Genomic DNA, 17,686 nt, shown 5'->3' on the forward strand with positions numbered 1-17,686 from the left:
CGGAGTACCATGTCGGCACATTTCGACCCTGATGCGCCCCCATGCTCCAGACGTTTGCCATCCTGCTGGTCTTCCAGACCGTGGGCGAGGTGATCAGCTACGCGCTGCGCCTGCCCGTGCCCGGTCCTGTGATCGGCATGCTCCTGCTSTTCGGCTGGCTGGTCTTCGACAACCGCCTGCTCCCCATCATCCAGAACACCACCAGCGAGCTGCTCAAGCACCTGTCGCTGCTGTTCGTGCCGGCCGGCGTCGGCATCATGGTCCACGCCAACCGGATTGGCGGCGAATGGATGCCGATTGTCGTCGCGCTGGTCATCTCCACCTGGCTGGCCATCGTCGTGACCGCGCTGGTCACCCGGGCGCTGATGCGCAAGCCGGCGCCGCCCCAGGCCGAAGCCGCCGAAGCTGCCGATAGCGGGGCGCAGCCATGATGTCGCCGCGTCTGAACGAGATCTGGGTCTACCTGTCGGCCAGCCCGCTGATCGGGCTCACCGCCACGCTGATCGCCTACGTCTTCGCGTTCCGGATCTACGAGCGCGCGCGGTACTCGCCGCTGGCCAACCCGGTGATGATCTCGGTGGCCATCCTCGTCACCGTGCTGACCGTGACCGGCACGCCGTACAAGACCTACTTCGACGGGGCGCAGTTCGTCCACTTCCTGCTCGGGCCGGCCACGGTGGCACTGGCGGTGCCGCTCTACACCCAGTTGCCGAAGCTGCGCGCGCACGTCTTCCCGCTGCTTTGCGGGCTGGTGGCGGGATCGCTGGTGGCCGTGGTGTCGGCGGTGGGCATCGCCTACGCGCTGGGGGCGTCGCCCGAGGTGGTGCGCTCGCTGGCGCCCAAGTCGGTCACGATCCCGATCGCCATGGGGGTGTCCGAGAAGATCGGCGGCCTGCCCTCGCTGACGGCCGTGCTGGTGATGGCCACCGGCATCATCGGCGCGGTCAGCACCACCGGCCTGCTCAACATGCTGCGCGTGCGCGACTACGTGATTCGCGGCTTCGCCACCGGCGTGGCGGCCCACGGCATCGGCACGGCGCGCGCGTTCCAGGTCAACCAGGAGGCCGGCGCCTTCGCCGCGCTGGGCATGGGCCTGAACGGCGTGCTGACCGCCATCGTGGTGCCGGTGCTGGCGGCATGGATGCCCCACTGACCGGGGCGGGTTCCCCTGCCACCCCTGACACCCTCCTGACAGTACGCTGTCAGGAGCCGGCGGGCATGATGCGCCCATCCGGCCCCCCGCCTCCTTCATTCTTCCCCAGCCCATGAGCCGCCGTGCCGACCGCCTCTTCCAGATCGTGCAGGTCCTGCGTGGCCGCCGGCTGACCACGGCGGCATTGCTGGCGCAGCGGCTGGGCGTGTCCGAGCGCACGGTCTACCGTGACATCCAGGCGCTGTCGCTGTCGGGGGTGCCGGTGGAGGGCGAGGCTGGCATCGGCTACCGGCTGCGGCCGGATTACGATGTGCCGCCGCTGATGTTCACCGCGATGGAAGTGGAAGCGATGGTCGCCGGCCTGCGCCTGCTCAAGGCCTGGGGCGGCGGCGCGCTGGCCGCGGCGGCGGATCCGGCGCTGGAGAAGCTGATGGCCGCCCTGCCGCCCCCGCGCCGCGTGGCGGCGCAGCAGAGCCGGATTTTCGCGCCCGAGTACCTCAACCATCCGGCCGTGCGCGAGGCCTTCGACACCGTGCATGGCGCCATTGGCGCGCAACGGCTGCTGCGGCTCGACTATATCGATGCCCAGCAGCGCGTCACCGAGCGCGTGGTGCAGCCGCTGGGGCTGTTCTTCTGGGGCAATGTCTGGCTGCTGGCGGCGTGGTGCACGGCGCGGTCCGACTATCGCAGCTTCCGGCTGGACCGCTGCCGCACCATCGAGATCCTCGACGAGCAATTCCACGAGACGCCGGACCGCTCGCTCAACGGCTTCCTGCGCGCGGTGCAGTCCGATATGCCGGGCTGAGGCAGTCAGGCCCGGCTGACCCATCAGGCTGCCGGATCGCTCAGCAGCGTCTCGATATCCGCGCGGATGTCCTCGGGCTTGGTCGTSGGYGCGTAGCGCTTGAAGACCGTGCCRTCGCGGCGCAGCAGGAACTTGGTGAAGTTCCACTTGATGCCCTGGGTGCCGAGCACGCCGGGCTTTTCSGAGGTCAGCCACTTGTAGAGCGGATGGGCACCGGCGCCGTTGACCTCGATCTTCTCGAACATCGGAAACTTGACCTGGAAGCGCGTCTCGCAGAACTGGCCGATCTGCGCCGCGTCGCCCGGCTCCTGCTTGCCGAACTGGTTGCAGGGGAAGCCGAGCACCGCCAGGCCGCGCGGCTCGTAGGCCTCGTGCAGCGCCTCCAGCCCGGCGTACTGGGGCGTGAAGCCGCACTCGCTGGCCGTGTTGACGATCAGCAGCACCTTGCCGTGGAAATCGGCCAGCGGCACCGGCTGGCCGGACAGGGACTTCGCTTCGAACTGGTAGACGTTGCTCATGGCGGCTCCGGAGAATGCATTGCAGACAACCGCGAGCATACCGCGCCCGCCGGTCGTCCGATCAAATGACGTTCAGGTGCTCGGTGCCGGCACCCAGGTCGGCGTCGCGGTGGCGGGCGCTGTGGAGCTTGATCATCAGGCGCAGGTCATTCAGCGAGTCGGCGTTCTTGAGCGCGTCCTCGTAGGCGATCTTCTCTTCCTCGTACAGTTCGAACAACGCCTGGTCGAAGGAGATCATGCCCTGCTCACGGGACTTCTTGATAACTTCCTTGAGCTCGTGGATCTCGCCCTTGAAGATCAGGTCGGCCACCAGCGGCGTTCCGATCATGATCTCCACGGCCGGCACGCGGCCCTTGCGGCCGGCGCGCGGCAGCAGCCGCTGCGAGATCATCGCCTTGAGGTTCAGCGACAGGTCGATCAGCAGCTGCTGGCGCTTCTCCTCGGGGAAGAAGTTGATGATCCGGTCGATGGCCTGGTTGGCGTTGTTGGCGTGCAGCGTGGCCAGGCACAGGTGGCCCGTCTCGGCGTACTGCATCGCGTATTCCATGGTGTCGCGGTCGCGGATTTCGCCGATCAGGATCACATCCGGCGCCTGGCGCAGGGTGTTCTTCAGCGCCACGTGCCACGACTCGGTGTCGATGCCGACCTCGCGCTGCGTGACGACGCAGTTCTGGTGCGCGTGCACGTACTCGATCGGGTCCTCGATCGTGATGATGTGGCCGTACGAGTGCGCGTTGCGGTGGTCGAGCATGGCCGCCAGCGAGGTGGACTTGCCCGAGCCCGTGGCGCCGGTCACGATTACCAGCCCGCGCTTGGCCATGACGATCTCATGGAGCGACGTGGGCAGGTCCAGGTCTTCCACCGACGGAATGCGCGTGTTGATCGTCCGCACCACCATGCCGGCCTTGCCCTGCTGGATGAAGGCCGAGACGCGGAAGCGCCCGGCGTTCGGCGCGGTAATCGCGAAGTTGCACTCGCGGCTTTCGTCGAATTCCTTCACCTGGCGCTCGTTCATGATCGAACGGACCAGGCCCAGCGCCTGCGCCGGGTTGAGCGGCTGCTGAGAGACGGGCGTGATCTTGCCGTCCACCTTGATGGCCGGCGGGAATTCGGACGTGATGAACAGGTCCGAGCCGCGGTTGTTGACCATCAGCTCCAGCAGGTCGTTGATGTACTTCGCGGCGGATTCGCGGTCGAGCATGGCGTCGGCCTCCCCTTAGCCCATGAAGGCGTCGGGATTCTTGGCAATCGCCCGCGCGTCGTTGTAGTTGATCATGCCACGCTTGATCAGGTCGCTCAGGCACTGGTCGAGCGTCTGCATGCCCATACCGCTCGACGTCTGCATCATCGAGTACATCTGCGCGATCTTGTTCTCGCGGATCAGGTGGCGGATGGCGGGCGTGGCGATCATGATCTCGTGCGCCGCGGTCCGGCCGTTGCCGTCGCGCGTCTTGAGCAGCGTCTGGGAGATCACGGCCTCGAGCGATTCCGACAGCATGGTCCGCACCATGTCCTTTTCCTCGGGCGGGAACACGTCCACGACCCGGTCGATGGTCTTGGCGGCGGAACTCGTGTGCAGCGTGGCGAAGACCAGGTGGCCGGTTTCGGCGGCGGTCAGCGCCAGCCGGATGGTTTCCAGGTCACGCAATTCGCCCACCAGGATCACGTCCGGATCCTCACGCAGCGCCGAGCGCAGCGCGTTCGAGAACGAATGCGTGTGCGGGCCCAGTTCGCGCTGGTTGATCAGGCTTTTCTTGGAGGTGTGGACGAATTCGATCGGGTCTTCCACCGTGAGGATGTGACCCATGTCGTTGTCGTTGCGGTGATCGACCATGGCCGCCAGCGTGGTCGACTTGCCCGAGCCGGTCGGCCCGGTCACGAGCACGAGACCGCGTGGCTTGATGCAGAGGTCCGCGAACACGGCCGGTGCATGGAGGTCATCGAGCGTCAGGACTTTCGACGGAATGGTCCGGAACACGGCGGCGGAGCCGCGCTGCGTGGTGTAGGCATTGACCCGGAACCGTGACAGGCCGGCAATCTCGAACGAGAAGTCGACCTCGAGGCGTTCTTCGTAGCTCTTGCGCTGAACGTCGCTCATGATGTCGTACACCATGGCGTGGACGTCCTTGTGGCCCATGGCCGCCACGTTGATCCGCCGCATATCCCCGTGAATACGCACCATCGGCGGCATGTCTGCCGAGAGGTGGAGATCGGATGCCTTGTTCTTGACCGCAAAAGCCAATAGCTGCGCGATGTCCATCTATAATGACCCCACCCTAATATACGACTTGTTGTTGTGTACTTCTTTGGTATGTCCGCCGGATTATGTCTGTAATCGCCGCCAACTTGCAAGCCGTGCTAAATGACATCGCGGCGGCTGCACAACAAGCCGGCAGGGACCCGTCCGCGGTCACCCTGCTGGCCGTCTCCAAGACCGTCGCGCCGGCCACCGTGCGGGCGGCTTTCCAGGCCGGGCAGGCCGCTTTCGGGGAAAACTACGTCCAGGAAGGCCTCGACAAGATCGCCGCCCTGGCCGACCTGCGCGACCGGATCGCCTGGCATTTCATCGGCCCGCTGCAAAGTAACAAGACCCGGCCGGTGGCCGAGCAGTTCGACTGGGTCCACGCCATCGACCGGCTGAAGATCGCCGAGCGGCTGTCGGCCCAGCGGCCGGTGGGCATGGCGCCGCTCCAGGTCTGCATCCAGGTCAATATCAGCGAAGAGGCCAGCAAGAGCGGCGTGGCGCCGGCCGAGGTACTGCCGCTGGCGCAGGCCATCGCCGCCCTGCCGAACCTGCGGCTGCGCGGGCTGATGGCGATTCCGGCGCCGGCCGACGACCCGGAGGCCCAGCGCCGGCCGTTCGCGGCGCTGCGCGGGTTGCTTGATCAACTCCGGCAATCCGGTCTACAYGTAGACACGCTCTCGATGGGCATGTCCGCGGACATGGGCGCGGCCATCACCGAGGGCGCCACACTGGTGCGCATCGGCACCGCGATTTTCGGCGCGCGCGCCTGACGGCGCAGCGCCCCCCCCACCCACAAGAACGCCGGGCGACACGCATCGACCCGGCAACATTCGGAAAAGACAAGGAAAGACATGCTCGATACGCTCACCTTCGGCTTCCTCGGCGGCGGCAACATGGCCTCCGCCCTGATCGGCGGCCTGGTGGCCCGCGGCGTGCCCGCGCGCGCCATTTGCGTCATCGATCCGTCGGACGATGCCCGCCAGCGGCTGGAACAGACGCTCGGCGTCCGGACCCAGGCCGCGCCGGACGCCCGCTTCGGCGCCAGCCACGTCATCGTGCTGGCGGTCAAGCCGCAGCAGTTCCGCGACGCCGTGGCGCCGCTCGTGCCGCATCTGGGCGCCAGCCAGGGCAATCTGATCATCAGCGTGGCGGCCGGCATCCGGCTCCAGGACATGGGCCGCTGGCTGGGCACCTCGCGCCTGGTACGGGCGATGCCCAACACCCCGGCGCTGGCCGGCATGGGCATGACCGGCCTGGCCGCCGCGCCGGGCCTGAGCAAGGCGGACCGCGCCATCGCCACGGCTGTGGCGCAAGCCGTGGGCCAGTGCGTCTGGGTCGATGACGACAACCAGATCGACGCCGTGACGGCCCTCTCGGGCAGCGGCCCGGCCTACGTCTTCTACTTCATCGAAGCCATGGAGCGCGCGGCGAAGGAGATGGGCCTGACCGCCGAACAGGGCCGCCAGCTGGGCGTGGAGACGTTCCGGGGCGCGGCCGCGCTAGCTGCCGAGTCGTCGGAGCCGGTGTCCCTGCTGCGCGAGCGCGTGACATCGAAGGGCGGCACGACCTACGCGGCGCTGACGTCGATGGACGCGGACAAGATGCAGGACGCCTTCGTCCGCGCCATGCACGCGGCGGCGGCCCGGGGCCGCGAGATGGGCGCCGAGTTCGGCAAGGACTGAGGAATAGTCCGGGCGGGAGTCCGGACCAACGCTGAACGGCCGCTTACTTCAGCCAGTAGGCGAGCGCCGTTCCTGCGAACACCACCCCGCCCAGCCAGTTGTTGTGCCGGAACGCCGCGAAGCACTTCATGCGGTCGCGGTCACGGATCAGCGTGTAGTGGTAGCCGGCCAGACCGGCCGCCCCCACCAGCCCGGCGTAATACGGCCAGCCCAGCCCCAGCAGCGCGCCAGCCCAGGCCATCAGGCCCAGGAAGCCGGCGTAGCAGAGCATGATCGCYGCCACGTCGAAGCGACCGAAGGTGATCGCCGAGGTCTTGATGCCGATCAGCAGGTCGTCGTCACGGTCGACCATCGCATAGGCGGTGTCGTAGGCCACGGACCAGAAGACGTTGGCCAGCAGCATCAGCCACGCCACGGGGGGCACCTCCCCCTGCACCGCCGCGAACGCCATCGGAATCCCAAACCCGAAGGCAATGCCGAGGTAGGCCTGCGGAATCGCGAAGAATCGCTTGAAGAACGGATAGGTGCCGGCTACCACGGCCGCCACCACGGCCAGCGCCTTGGTCAGCCCGTTCAGCGGCAGGATCAGCGCGAACGCCGCCAGCGCCAGCACGGCGGCCACCACCAGCGCCTCCCAGCCGGCGATGTAGCCAGCGGTCAGCGGCCGCTCCTTGGTGCGCTTCACATGCTTGTCGAAGTCGCGGTCGGCCCAGTCGTTCATGGCGCAGCCCGACGAGCGCATCAGGAACGTGCCGACGAAGAAAATCCAGAAAATACCCCAGGCGGGCGGCCCTTCGGCAGCCATCCACAGCGCCCACAGCGTGGGCCACAGCAGCAGCAGGGTACCGATGGGCTTGTCGATCCGCACCAGCCGCGCGTAGAGCGCGAGGCGTCCGGGACGGCGGGGTTGCGGCGGGGCGGCGGAATGTTCGGACATGGGGACTGCGTTCACTTCTGGCGAGACAAAACAAAAAACGCGTCGCGGCGTGGATAGCCGTGACGCGTTGTGCGCTGGTCAGACAGACTCAGGCCAGCATCGCGCGCAGCATCCACGCGGTCTTTTCGTGCGTCTGCATGCGCTGGGTCAGCAGGTCGGCCGAGGGCTCGTCGCCCGCTGCATCGATGGCCGGGAACAGCGAGCGCGCGGTGCGCACCACGGCTTCCTGGCCTTCCACCAGCTTGCGGATCATCTCGGTCGCGTCGGGCACGCCTTCTTCCTCGGCGATCGACGACAGCTTCGCGTACTCCTTGTACGTGCCCGGTGCCGGGTAGCCCAGCGCGCGGATCCGCTCGGCGATGGCGTCCACGGCCAGCGCCAGCTCGGTGTACTGCGTCTCGAACATCGTATGCAGCGTGTTGAACATCGGCCCCGTCACGTTCCAGTGGAAGTTGTGGGTCTTGAGGTAGAGGGTGTAGGTATCCGCCAGCAGCTTGGACAGGCCTTCCGCAATCTTCTTGCGGTCCTTGTCGGACATGCCGATGTTCACGCTCATCTCATTCTTCTTTGCCATGGTCGTTCAGCTCCGTTTGTAGCCACGAGGAATCCAGCCCACGCCATTCAGATTGTCGGGGGGCAGTCGGCGGCCATTATCGCATTAGCTTTATGTGCCGAGGAAGGCAAAACCCTGCGCCGCGTGGAAGAACATCGCCATCGCACCCAGCGCGACGATGGCCATGCCGATCTCCTTGCGCACCACCTTGCGGCGCAGGCGGCTGGCCTCCTCGGTGCGCGGACCCTCGTCGGCGGCCGTGCGCAGTTGCTGGAATTCGGTCACGAACAGGTCGAGCATCGTCATGGTGTTTCTCCGCTTCAGTCGGTGGATGCCCCGCAGGCGGGGTGTCGATGAGTGAAGTATAGGAAAATCTATCGAACTTCACATTCGATAATATCAACCTATTGCATAGCGATTGGCTATGTCTCGATGCGGCGCAAACAAAAACGGCAGGGAAGCGCCCCTGCCGTGATCGATGTCGACGTGGATGTCGTGAGAATCCGCTCAGGCGGCCACCGCTTCCACGGACGCCGCGTCGCCAATCCGGCTCACGCCGGCCAGGTCGCACGCCGCCACCGCATTGGCCAGCGCCTCCATGGCGGGCAGGCGCGTGAAGCTCTTGCGCCACGCCAGCACCACGCGGCGGTCCGGCACCGGATCGGCGAAGGGCACGTAGGCGAGCATGTCGTTGCGCGGCTTCAGGTCGGGCACCGAGGTGCGCGGCAGCACGGTAATGCCCACGCCGCTGGCCACCATATGGCGAATCGTCTCAAGCGACGACCCTTCGAAGGTCTTCTGGATGCCGTCGGCGGCCTGCGAGAAGCGCGACAGCTCCGGGCACACGCCCAGCACGTGGTCGCGGAAGCAGTGCCCGCTGCCCAGCAGCAGCATGGTCTGCTGCTTGAGTTCGTCCGGATCGACACTGCGCTGCTCGGCCAGTTGATGGCCGCGCGGCACGGCCACCACGAAGGGCTCGTCGTACAGCGGGCGCACGGTCAGGCCCGAATCCGGGAACGGCTCGGCCATGATCGCGCAGTCGATCTCGCCCTGCTTGAGCAGTTCGATCAGCTTGTTCGTATAGTTTTCCTGCAGCATCAGCGGCATCTGCGGCACCGTGCCGATCATCTGCTTGACCAGCATCGGCAACAGGTACGGCCCGATCGTATAGATCACGCCCACGCGCAGCGGCCCGGCCAGCGGGTCCTTGCCCTGCTTGGCGATCTCGCGGATGGCCATGGTCTGCTCCAGCACGCGCTGGGCCTGGGCCACGATCTGCTCGCCAATGGCCGTCACCGACACCTCGGAGGTGCCGCGCTCGAAGATCTGCACGGTCAGCTCGTCTTCCAGCTTCTTGATGGCCACCGACAGCGTCGGCTGCGAAACGAAGCACGCCTCGGCCGCCCGGCCGAAATGGCGCTCGCGCGCCACGGCGACGATGTACTTGAGTTCGGTGAGCGTCATGACTTATCAGGTTCGGTTAGGCGATAGATTTTAACTTCGATTGCGCCTTCTGTCAGATCGGCACTGTAATGTATYGTCTTAGGCACATATAAGACTTGTCTTACGCGCCGTCACGCCTTCAAAAAGTGCTCCCGCCCCCCCAGCCAGCGCAGAAGATGCGCTTCCACGGCCTCGGGGAAGCGCGCCAGCATCAGTTCGGCAGCTTCCTGGGCATAGTCCACCAGCCAGGCATCGGTGTTGAGGTCGGCAAAGCGCAGCATGGCCTCGCCCGACTGGCGCGCGCCCAGGAATTCGCCGGGGCCGCGGATCTGGAGGTCGCGCCGGGCGATCTCGAAGCCATCGGTGGTCTCACGCATCGTGGCCAGCCGCTCGCGCGCCGTGGGCGAGAGCGGCGCCTGATACATCAGCAGGCAGACCGATTCCGCGCTGCCCCGCCCCACGCGCCCGCGCAGCTGGTGCAGCTGGGCCAGGCCGAAGCGCTCGGCATGCTCGATCACCATCAGCGAGGCGTTCGGCACATCCACCCCCACCTCGATCACCGTGGTCGCCACCAGCACCTGGAGCCGGTTGGCGCTGAAATCGCCCATGACCGCAGCCTTCTCGGCGGGCGGCAGGCGGCCGTGGACCAGCCCCACGCGCAGGTCCGGCAGCGCGGCGATTAGCGTTTCATACGTCTCGACGGCAGTCTGTAGCTGGAGCGCCTCCGATTCCTCGATCAGCGGGCACACCCAGTAGACCTGACGGCCCTCGGCGGCGGCGTGGTGCACGCGTTCGATCACCTCGTCGCGCCGCGCGTCGTTGACGAGCCGGGTCACGATTGGCGTGCGGCCCGGCGGCAGTTCGTCGATCACGGACACATCGAGGTCGGCGTAGTAGGTCATGGCCAGCGTGCGCGGGATCGGCGTGGCCGACATCATCAGTTGATGCGGAACCTTGTCCGGCGCGGCTTTCGTGTCCGCCTCCCCCGCCTTGCCGCGCAGCGCCAGCCGCTGCGCCACGCCGAAGCGGTGCTGTTCATCGACCACGGACAGCCCGAGCCGCGCAAAGCGCACGGTGTCCTGGATCAGCGCGTGGGTGCCGATGACCAGCTGCGCCTCGCCCGATTCCACGCGCGCAGCGGCCTCGCGCTTCTCCTTCGCCTTGAGGCTGCCGGCCAGCCAGACCACGGGCACGCCCAGCGGCTCCAGCCACGCGGAAAGCTTGCGGAAGTGTTGCTCGGCGAGGATTTCAGTGGGTGCCATCAGGGCGGCCTGATAACCGGCGTCGATGGCCTGGCAGGCGGCCAGCGCGGCCACGATGGTCTTGCCGCTGCCCACGTCGCCCTGGAGCAGGCGGTGCATCGGGTGCGGGCGCGTCATGTCGGCGGCAATCTCCTCCACCACGCGCTCCTGCGCCCCGGTCAGCCGGAACGGCAGCGCGGCCAGGAAGCGCGTGAGCAGCCCGTCCGCGTGGCGCGGCATCGACGGCGCGTTCTTCTCGCGCCGCGCGGCCTGCGAGCGCCGCAGCGAGATCTGCTGGGCCAGCAATTCGTCGAATTTGATCCGCTGCCAGGCCGGGTGCGAGCGGTCCGCCAGCGCGGCCTCGCTCTCCTGCGGCGGCGGGTTGTGCAGCAGGCGCAGGCAATCGGCCAGCGGCGCCAGCTTTAGCTGGGCAACCGGGCCCTGCAGCACGGCCTGCGGCAGCGTCTCGGGCATCGGCGTGCGGGACATCGCCCCGCCAATCGCCTTGCGCAGATAGGCTTGCGAGATGCCGGCCGTGGCGGGATAGACCGGGGTCAGGCGGTCTGGCAGGGCCTCGCCGGGCACCACGGGGCGCACCTGCGGGTGGACCATCTCGGCGCCGAAGAAGCCGCCGCGGATCTCGCCGCGCACGCGCAGGCGCACGCCTTCGGCCATCTGCTTGGTCTGGCTGCCATAGAAATTGAGAAAGCGGAGCGTCAGCTCGCCGGTGTCGTCGGCGATCTTGACCACCAGCTGGCGGCGCGGCCGGAAGGTAACCTCGTTCGAGATGACCTCGCCCTCCACCTGCGCGGCCAGGCCCATGCCGGCGCGGCGGATGGCCTCGCCGATGGTTTCCAGCGCGGTTTCGTCCTCGTAGCGCATGGGCAGGTGCAGCACGAGGTCCACCGGGCGGCGCAGCCCCAGCTTGGCCAGGCGGGCCACGGCCGACGACGGCTTGGCCGGCGCGGCCGGCTTGCCCTTCGGGGCGCGCTCGACGGACGTGTCGTTGCGGTCGCTGGGTTCGCTGTTTTCGCTATCGTCGCGACGGTCGAGGGAGTCGGTGGCGGTGCCTGGCATCAGCGCGTGAATATGGGCGGTAAACGGGGGACTGGCCGATGCGCGGACGTCCCAAGCCTTACAATGTCGGATTCGCCGATTGTACCCATGCCTGTGACGACGCCCTAACCCGGTGCCGCCACCCGCTTGCCGTGCCCGCTATTCTGAAGCAATGTTGACGCTATCCGACTTCGATTTTCCCCTGCCGCCCGAGCTGATCGCGCAATCCGCCCTGCCCGACCGCAGCGCCAGCCGCCTGCTCGTGGTGGAGCGGACCGCGCCGGAAGACCGTGCCGACGCCGTGCGYCTGGTCGACCGCGCGTTCAGCGACATCCTGGACTACCTCGGTCCCAACGACCTGCTGGTCTTCAACGACACCCGCGTGATCAAGGCGCGCTTCTTCGGCCAGAAGCCGAGCGGCGGCCGGGTAGAGGTGCTGGTGGAGCGCGTGGTCGACAGCCATACGGTGCTGGCGCAGGTGCGCGCGTCGAAAACGCCCGCTGAGGGCAGCCAACTGCACTTGGCCGACGATGCCTTCGCCGTGACGGTGGGGCCGCGCGTCGACCAGTTCTTCACGCTGCGCTTTCCCGCGCCCGCGCTGGACCTGATCGAGCAATACGGCCGCCTGCCGCTGCCGCCCTACATCACGCACGATCCCGACGCCTACGACGAAACCCGCTACCAGACCGTCTATGCCCGCAACCCGGGCGCCGTGGCGGCGCCGACGGCCGGGCTCCATTTCGACGACGCGCTGTTCGCGCGGCTCGATGCCAAGGGCGTGCGCCGCGCGTTCCTGACGCTGCACGTGGGCGCCGGCACGTTCCAGCCGGTGCGGACGGAGAACCTCGCCGAACACAAGATGCACGCGGAGTGGTACGCCATCACGCCCGAACTGGCCGAGGCGGTGCGCGAGACCCGCGCGCGCGGCGGCCGGGTGATCGCCGTGGGCACCACCTCGCTGCGCGCGCTCGAATCCGCCGCGGCGGCGGACGGCACGCTGGCCCCGCACAGCGGCGACACCGACATCTTCATCACGCCGGGGTACCGCTTCCGGCTGGTCGATGCCCTGATCACCAACTTCCACCTGCCCAAGTCCACGCTGCTGATGCTGGTCTCGGCGCTGGCCGGCGTGGAGGCCATCCGCGCCACCTATCGCCACGCCGTGGATCAACGCTACCGCTTCTTCAGCTACGGCGACGCCATGCTGTTGACCCGCCTGGACTGACCTGAGACCCGCCAAATGCTCGATTTCGAACTGCTGACCACCGATGGCAACGCCCGCCGCGGCCGCGTCACCCTGAACCACGGCGTCGTGGAGACGCCCATCTTCATGCCCGTGGGCACCTATGGCTCGGTCAAGGCCATGTCGCCGCTCGAACTGAACGAGATCGGCGCGCAGATCATCCTCGGCAACACCTTCCACCTGTGGCTGCGCCCCGGGCTGGACGTGGTGGAGGCGCATGAGGGCCTGCATCGCTTTGTCGGCTGGGACAAGCCCATCCTGACCGATTCAGGCGGTTTTCAGGTGTTTTCACTCGGAGAACTACGCAAGATCACCGAAGATGGGGTCACGTTCGCGTCGCCGGTGAATGGCGACAAGCTGTTCCTGTCGCCCGAGATCTCGATGCAGATCCAGCGCACGCTGAACTCGGACATCGTCATGCAGTTCGATGAGTGCACGCCTTATGAGATCGATGGCCGCCCCGCCACGCACGACGAGGCCGCGCGCTCGATGCGCATGAGCCTGCGCTGGGCCAAGCGCTCGCGCGACGAGTTCGAGCGGCTGGACAACCCGAACGCGCTGTTCGGCATCGTCCAGGGCGGCATGTTCGAGGATCTGCGCGACGAGTCGCTGGCCGGGCTGTCCGAGTTGGACTTCCACGGCTACGCCATCGGCGGGCTGTCCGTGGGCGAGCCCAAGGAAGACATGATGCGCGTGCTGGAGCACGTGGGCCCCCGCCTGCCGGCCAACAAGCCGCACTACCTGATGGGCGTGGGCACGCCGGAAGACCTGGTGGCCGGCGTGGCCTCGGGCGTGGACATGTTCGACTGCGTGATGCCGACCCGCAACGCCCGCAACGGCTGGCTGTTCACGCGCTTTGGCGACGTGAAGATCCGCAACGCGGCCCACCGCAACGACCCGCGCCCGCTGGACGAGACCTGCGGCTGCTACACCTGCCGCAATTTCTCGCGCGCCTACCTGCACCACCTGCACCGCGTGGGCGAAATCCTCGGCGCGCGCCTGAACACGATCCACAACCTCTATTACTACCTGGAACTGATGCGCGAGATGCGCACGGCTATCGAGGAGCACCGCTTCGAGCCGTTCCGGCGCCAGTTCGCCGAGCACCGCGCGCGCGGGACCAAGTAGGCGCCGCTTGAGAATGTTCTGAAAACCAGACAACCGAATGAACTTCGGGCGGTGGCATGGTCGAATGTTGGCGGGTGTCTGCAACGTCTGGAAAAGGACGTGCAAATCACCCCGAACAAACCCGCAATTCGAACCTAGAATGCTCTGGCGGGACAAACACGGGTGATAGAATGCCCGATTCCCTGATTGACCTTTGTGACGGAGAAGTAACGTGCTGATTTCCAACGCTTTTGCCCAGACTGCCAGCGCCGGTGGCGCGGCGGGTGGCCTGATGAGCTTCCTGCCCATCATCCTGATGTTTGCGGTGCTGTGGTTCATCATGATCCGCCCGCAAATGAAGCGCCAGAAGGAAGCCAAGGCGATGATGGAAGCGCTGGCCAAGAATGACGAAGTCGTCACCGCCGGCGGCATCCTGGGCCGCGTGGTCAAGGTCAACGAGCAATACGTGGTAGTGGAAATCTCCGAAGGCACCGAAGTCACCGTGCAGAAGAATGCCGTGACCACGGTGCTGCCGAAGGGCTCGCTGAAGTCGCTCTGACCGGGCCCGCCGGGCGCCACGCATGCGGCGCCTGAACCCGCCTGATTTTCCCGGCATGTTCGTCAGCACGGCTGTTCATCTTGCCGTGCGCATGCCCCAGCAGCCGCCTGAACCAGCCCGCGGGTCCATACCAGACCCGGCCAGGGCTGCCAGGCGGCTGTTTGCCAACCGGTCCGGCCGGATCGGCGCGCCCCCCGCGCGCCCGTCGGCCACGCCAACCGCAATGACTGGCCAGAGATGAATCGTTATCCGCTTTGGAAGTACATCGTGATCCTGGTGGCCCTGGCCATCGGCATCATCTACACCCTGCCGAACTTCTTCGGCGAGGCCCCGGCCGTGCAGGTCTCGTCCGCCAAGGCCACCGTCAAGGTCGACCTGTCCATGCAGAAGCGCGTGGAAGAGGTGCTGGCGCAGAGTCAGCTCCAGCCTGACGGCGTGTTCTTCGACGTGTCCGGCCAGTCCGGCTCGGTCAAGGCGCGTTTCCGCACCACGGACGAGCAGCTCAAGGCCAAGGATGCGCTGACCCGGGCGCTGAACCCGGATCCGGCCGACCCGACCTACGTGGTGGCGCTGAACCTGCTGTCCGGTTCGCCGCGCTGGCTGACCGCGATGCACGCGCTGCCAATGTACCTGGGCCTGGATTTGCGCGGTGGCGTGCACTTCCTGCTCCAGGTGGACATGAAGGGCGCGGTGGACAAGAAGCTGGACAGCCTGTCCGGCGATGCCCGCACCCTGCTCCGTGACAAGAACATCCGCCATGGCGGCATCGACCGCGATGGCGCCCGCCTGATCGTGCGCTTCGGCAGCGCCGCCGATGGCGACCGCGCGCGCGCCGTGCTGGCCGACAGCCTGCGGGAACTGTCGTTCACGATGGACGGCAACAACGTGGTCGGCACGTTCACCGACGCAGCCCGCAAGGCCGTGCAGGACGCCGCCGTCAAGCAGAACATCACCACGCTGCACAACCGCGTGAACGAACTCGGCGTGGCCGAGCCGGTGATCCAGCAACAGGGCGCGGACCGCATCGTGGTGCAGCTGCCCGGCGTGCAGGACACCGCCAAGGCCAAGGACATCATCGGCCGCACGGCCACGCTGGAGGCCCGCCTGGCCGACAACGACGCGCCGCGCAACCCGCGTCCGGGCGACCCGGTGCCGTTCGGCAGYGAGCTGTTCACCCAGGGCAACGGCGCGCCGGTGGTCCTCAAGAAGCAGGTGATTTTCACCGGCGACCGCATCGAATCCGCCTCGGCCGGCTTCGACCAGAACCAGCGCCCGTCCGTCAACATCAAGCTCGACGCCCAGGGCGGCCGCGTGCTGCGTGACGTGTCGCGCGAGAACATCGGCAAGCCGATGGGCATCGTGCTGTTCGAGAAGGGCAAAGGTGAAGTCCTGACCGTGGCGACGATCCAGTCGGAACTGGGTTCGAGCTTCCAGATCACGGGCTCGTACTCGACCGAGGCGGCCAATGACCTGGCGCTGCTGCTGCGCGCCGGCTCGCTGGCGGCTCCGATGGACATCATCGAGGAACGCACGATCGGCCCGTCGCTGGGCGCGGACAACATCCAGAAGGGCTTCGACTCCGTGGCCTATGGCTTCGGCGCCATCGCCGTGTTCATGGTGCTGTACTACATGCTGTTCGGCATGTTCTCGGTGGCCGCGCTGGGCGTGAACCTGCTGCTGCTGATTGCCGTGCTGTCGATGCTGCAGGCTACGCTGACGCTGCCGGGCATCGCCGCTATCGCGCTGGTGCTGGGCATGGCCATCGACGCCAACGTGCTGATCAACGAGCGTATCCGCGAGGAGCTGCGCTCGGGGGCCTCGCCGCAGATGGCCATCGCGGTCGGTTTCGACCGCGCGTGGGCCACCATCCTGGACTCCAACGTGACCACCCTGATCGCCGGCCTCGCGCTGCTGGCCTTCGGTTCGGGCCCGGTGCGCGGCTTCGCGGTGGTGCACTGCCTGGGCATCCTGACCTCGATGTTCTCGGCGGTGTTCTTCAACCGCGGCCTGGTCAACCTCTGGTACGGCCGCAAGAAGAAGCTCCAGAGCGTGGCCATCGGCCAGATCTGGAAGCCGGACACCGAAACGCCGGTCGCCAAGTAAGCACGGACACATCAGGACAACATCATGGAATTTTTCCGCATCAAGCGCGACATTCCGTTCATGAAGCACGCGTTGGTCTTCAACGTGATTTCCTTCCTGACGTTTGCCGCGGCTGTCTTCTTCCTCTGGCAGAAGGGCCTGCACCTGTCGATCGAGTTCACCGGCGGTACGGTGATGGAGGTGACCTACTCGCAGGCGGCCGACCTTGAGAAGATTCGGGGACAGGTCGGCAAGCTCGGCTACACCGACGTGCAGGTGCAGAACTTTGGCACCTCGCGCGACATCATGATCCGTCTGCCGCTGCAGAAGGGTCCGGACGGCAAGCCGGTGACCTCGGCCCAGCAGAGCGAGCAGGTCATGGGCGCGCTGCAGGCCGCCACGCCGGACGTGAAGCTCCAGCGCGTGGAGTTCGTCGGCCCGCAGGTGGGCAAGGAACTGGCCACGGATGGCCTGCTGGCGCTGCTGTGCGTGGTGGCCGGCATCGTGATCTACCTGTCGTTCCGCTTCGAGTGGAAGTTCGCGGTGGCGGGCATCATCGCCAACCTGCACGACATCGTGATCATCCTGGGCTTCTTCGCGTTCTTCCAGTGGGAATTCTCGCTGTCGGTGCTCGCGGCGGTGCTGGCGGTGCTGGGTTACTCGGTCAACGAGTCGGTCGTGATCTTCGACCGGATTCGCGAGAACTTCCGCAAGTACCGCAAGATGACCACGCACGAGGTCATCGACAACGCGATCACCAGCACGATGTCGCGGACCATCATCACGCACGGTTCGACCGAAATGATGGTGCTGTCGATGTTCTTCTTCGGCGGCCCGACGCTCCATTACTTCGCGCTGGCCCTGACGGTGGGTATCCTGTTCGGTATCTATTCGTCGGTGTTCGTGGCTGCGGCGCTGGCGATGTGGCTGGGCGTGAAGCGCGAGGACCTGATCAAGGGCGAGAAGAAGCCCGGCGATACCAACGACCGCAACGACCCGAACTTCGGCGCGCAGGCCTGACGGCTGCTGGCACGCTGGAAACGAAAAAGGCGCCCGAGGGCG

General features: G+C 66.8%; 18 protein-coding genes. 10 read left to right on the forward strand and 8 right to left on the reverse strand.

Annotation, left to right across the window (positions count from 1 at the left end; genetic code table 11):
- Positions 1 to 41 precede the first annotated feature (41 nt).
- The 3 genes from AB4Z27_RS03140 to AB4Z27_RS03150 all read left to right on the forward strand — a co-directional run bounded on the left by AB4Z27_RS03140 (position 42) and on the right by AB4Z27_RS03150 (position 1,958).
- Positions 42 to 431: a CidA/LrgA family protein gene (locus tag AB4Z27_RS03140; RefSeq protein ID WP_092298902.1), complete on the forward strand. Its 390-nt coding sequence runs from the start codon at positions 42 to 44 to the stop codon at positions 429 to 431.
- On the forward strand, positions 428 to 1,153 hold the full coding sequence (locus AB4Z27_RS03145; RefSeq protein ID WP_092298899.1) for an LrgB family protein: 726 nt from the start codon (positions 428 to 430) through the stop codon (positions 1,151 to 1,153). The genes AB4Z27_RS03140 and AB4Z27_RS03145 overlap by 4 nt, the downstream gene beginning before the upstream one ends.
- A 112-nt stretch (positions 1,154 to 1,265) precedes the next feature.
- Positions 1,266 to 1,958 (forward strand): helix-turn-helix transcriptional regulator, encoded by a 693-nt coding sequence (locus tag AB4Z27_RS03150; protein ID WP_092298896.1) that lies wholly within the window; start codon positions 1,266 to 1,268, stop codon positions 1,956 to 1,958.
- A 23-nt stretch (positions 1,959 to 1,981) separates the two neighbouring features.
- Here AB4Z27_RS03150 and AB4Z27_RS03155 read toward each other — a convergent pair whose 3' ends face one another.
- The 3 genes from AB4Z27_RS03155 to AB4Z27_RS03165 all read right to left on the reverse strand — a co-directional run bounded on the left by AB4Z27_RS03155 (position 1,982) and on the right by AB4Z27_RS03165 (position 4,736).
- Positions 1,982 to 2,476 carry a glutathione peroxidase gene (locus AB4Z27_RS03155; RefSeq protein WP_092298893.1) on the reverse strand — a complete coding sequence of 165 codons (495 nt, stop codon included), beginning with the start codon at positions 2,474 to 2,476 and terminating at the stop codon, positions 1,982 to 1,984.
- A gap of 61 nt (positions 2,477 to 2,537) precedes the next feature.
- Complete coding sequence (locus AB4Z27_RS03160) at positions 2,538 to 3,677, reverse strand: PilT/PilU family type 4a pilus ATPase (RefSeq protein ID WP_092298890.1); 1,140 nt, start codon at positions 3,675 to 3,677, stop codon at positions 2,538 to 2,540.
- A gap of 15 nt (positions 3,678 to 3,692) precedes the next feature.
- The gene (locus AB4Z27_RS03165) at positions 3,693 to 4,736 is read right to left on the reverse strand and encodes a type IV pilus twitching motility protein PilT (RefSeq protein WP_092298887.1); all 1,044 of its coding nucleotides are present in this window, start codon (positions 4,734 to 4,736) and stop codon (positions 3,693 to 3,695) included.
- A gap of 65 nt (positions 4,737 to 4,801) precedes the next feature.
- On the opposite strand from AB4Z27_RS03165, the gene AB4Z27_RS03170 reads away from it, so the two are divergent.
- Positions 4,802 to 5,491, forward strand: coding sequence for a YggS family pyridoxal phosphate-dependent enzyme (locus tag AB4Z27_RS03170; RefSeq protein ID WP_092298884.1), 690 nt, complete (start codon positions 4,802 to 4,804; stop codon positions 5,489 to 5,491).
- A gap of 81 nt (positions 5,492 to 5,572) precedes the next feature.
- Positions 5,573 to 6,403: a pyrroline-5-carboxylate reductase gene (gene proC / locus AB4Z27_RS03175; protein ID WP_092298881.1), complete on the forward strand. Its 831-nt coding sequence runs from the start codon at positions 5,573 to 5,575 to the stop codon at positions 6,401 to 6,403.
- A gap of 43 nt (positions 6,404 to 6,446) precedes the next feature.
- Here proC and ubiA read toward each other — a convergent pair whose 3' ends face one another.
- The 5 genes from ubiA to recG all read right to left on the reverse strand — a co-directional run bounded on the left by ubiA (position 6,447) and on the right by recG (position 11,654).
- The gene (ubiA, locus tag AB4Z27_RS03180) at positions 6,447 to 7,340 is read right to left on the reverse strand and encodes a 4-hydroxybenzoate octaprenyltransferase (protein ID WP_092298878.1); all 894 of its coding nucleotides are present in this window, start codon (positions 7,338 to 7,340) and stop codon (positions 6,447 to 6,449) included.
- 88 nt (positions 7,341 to 7,428) lie between these two features.
- Positions 7,429 to 7,914 carry a Dps family protein gene (locus AB4Z27_RS03185; protein ID WP_092298875.1) on the reverse strand — a complete coding sequence of 162 codons (486 nt, stop codon included), beginning with the start codon at positions 7,912 to 7,914 and terminating at the stop codon, positions 7,429 to 7,431.
- A 90-nt stretch (positions 7,915 to 8,004) separates the two neighbouring features.
- Entirely contained in the window at positions 8,005 to 8,199 is a 195-nt protein-coding gene (locus AB4Z27_RS03190; protein WP_092298872.1) for a hypothetical protein, read from the reverse strand.
- A gap of 201 nt (positions 8,200 to 8,400) precedes the next feature.
- Positions 8,401 to 9,357: a LysR substrate-binding domain-containing protein gene (locus AB4Z27_RS03195; protein ID WP_092298869.1), complete on the reverse strand. Its 957-nt coding sequence runs from the start codon at positions 9,355 to 9,357 to the stop codon at positions 8,401 to 8,403.
- A 110-nt stretch (positions 9,358 to 9,467) separates the two neighbouring features.
- Positions 9,468 to 11,654: an ATP-dependent DNA helicase RecG gene (gene recG / locus AB4Z27_RS03200; protein WP_092298866.1), complete on the reverse strand. Its 2,187-nt coding sequence runs from the start codon at positions 11,652 to 11,654 to the stop codon at positions 9,468 to 9,470.
- 151 nt (positions 11,655 to 11,805) lie between these two features.
- Between recG and queA the strand changes: the two genes are divergently transcribed.
- The 5 genes from queA (at position 11,806) to secF (ending at position 17,644) form a co-directional block, all read left to right on the forward strand.
- Positions 11,806 to 12,858, forward strand: coding sequence for a tRNA preQ1(34) S-adenosylmethionine ribosyltransferase-isomerase QueA (queA, locus tag AB4Z27_RS03205; RefSeq protein WP_441592274.1), 1,053 nt, complete (start codon positions 11,806 to 11,808; stop codon positions 12,856 to 12,858).
- A gap of 15 nt (positions 12,859 to 12,873) precedes the next feature.
- A complete protein-coding gene (gene tgt, locus AB4Z27_RS03210; protein WP_092298860.1) occupies positions 12,874 to 14,004 on the forward strand; it encodes a tRNA guanosine(34) transglycosylase Tgt in 1,131 nt (376 codons plus the stop codon).
- A gap of 211 nt (positions 14,005 to 14,215) precedes the next feature.
- Entirely contained in the window at positions 14,216 to 14,542 is a 327-nt protein-coding gene (gene yajC / locus AB4Z27_RS03215) for a preprotein translocase subunit YajC (RefSeq protein ID WP_092298857.1), read from the forward strand.
- Between the two features lie 237 nt (positions 14,543 to 14,779).
- The gene (gene secD / locus AB4Z27_RS03220; RefSeq protein ID WP_092298854.1) at positions 14,780 to 16,645 is read left to right on the forward strand and encodes a protein translocase subunit SecD; all 1,866 of its coding nucleotides are present in this window, start codon (positions 14,780 to 14,782) and stop codon (positions 16,643 to 16,645) included.
- Positions 16,646 to 16,669: 24 nt separating this feature from the next.
- The gene (gene secF, locus AB4Z27_RS03225) at positions 16,670 to 17,644 is read left to right on the forward strand and encodes a protein translocase subunit SecF (protein WP_092298851.1); all 975 of its coding nucleotides are present in this window, start codon (positions 16,670 to 16,672) and stop codon (positions 17,642 to 17,644) included.
- Positions 17,645 to 17,686: the final 42 nt, after the last annotated feature.

Origin of the sequence: Cupriavidus sp. KB_39 (assembly GCF_052114485.1) — a bacterium.
In the GTDB taxonomy this organism is placed as follows: domain Bacteria; phylum Pseudomonadota; class Gammaproteobacteria; order Burkholderiales; family Burkholderiaceae; genus Cupriavidus.